Here is a 308-nt window from a genome sequence, read left to right on the forward strand (position 1 = left end):
GCCTGAACTCGGTATAGGCCTGTTTCGCGCGATCGTCGGGATCGGTGTCCGCATACACGAAGGCGCGCCACATCACGATGCCGTCATGCGGCGCGACGGCGGCGGCGAGCATGTTCGCGCCGTCGGCATGGGTGCGGTGATAGTCGCGCGGGCCGGGCTGACCCTCGCTGTTCGCCTTGACGAGGAAGCCGCCGAAATCGGGGATCGCGCGGTAGATCTCGTCGGCCTTGGCGCGCCACCATGCGGCGACCTGCGGGTCGAGCGGATCGGCGGTCTTCAGCCCGCCCAGTTCGATCGGCGCCGAGAAG

Annotated in this window: 1 pseudogene; it reads right to left on the reverse strand. The window is 68.8% G+C overall.

Annotation, left to right across the window (positions count from 1 at the left end):
- Positions 1-308: pseudogene (locus AC0IYH_RS30650) on the reverse strand (alpha-glucuronidase); the annotation flags it as partial.

It is taken from the genome of Pseudomonas sp. AC463 (assembly GCF_979253585.1).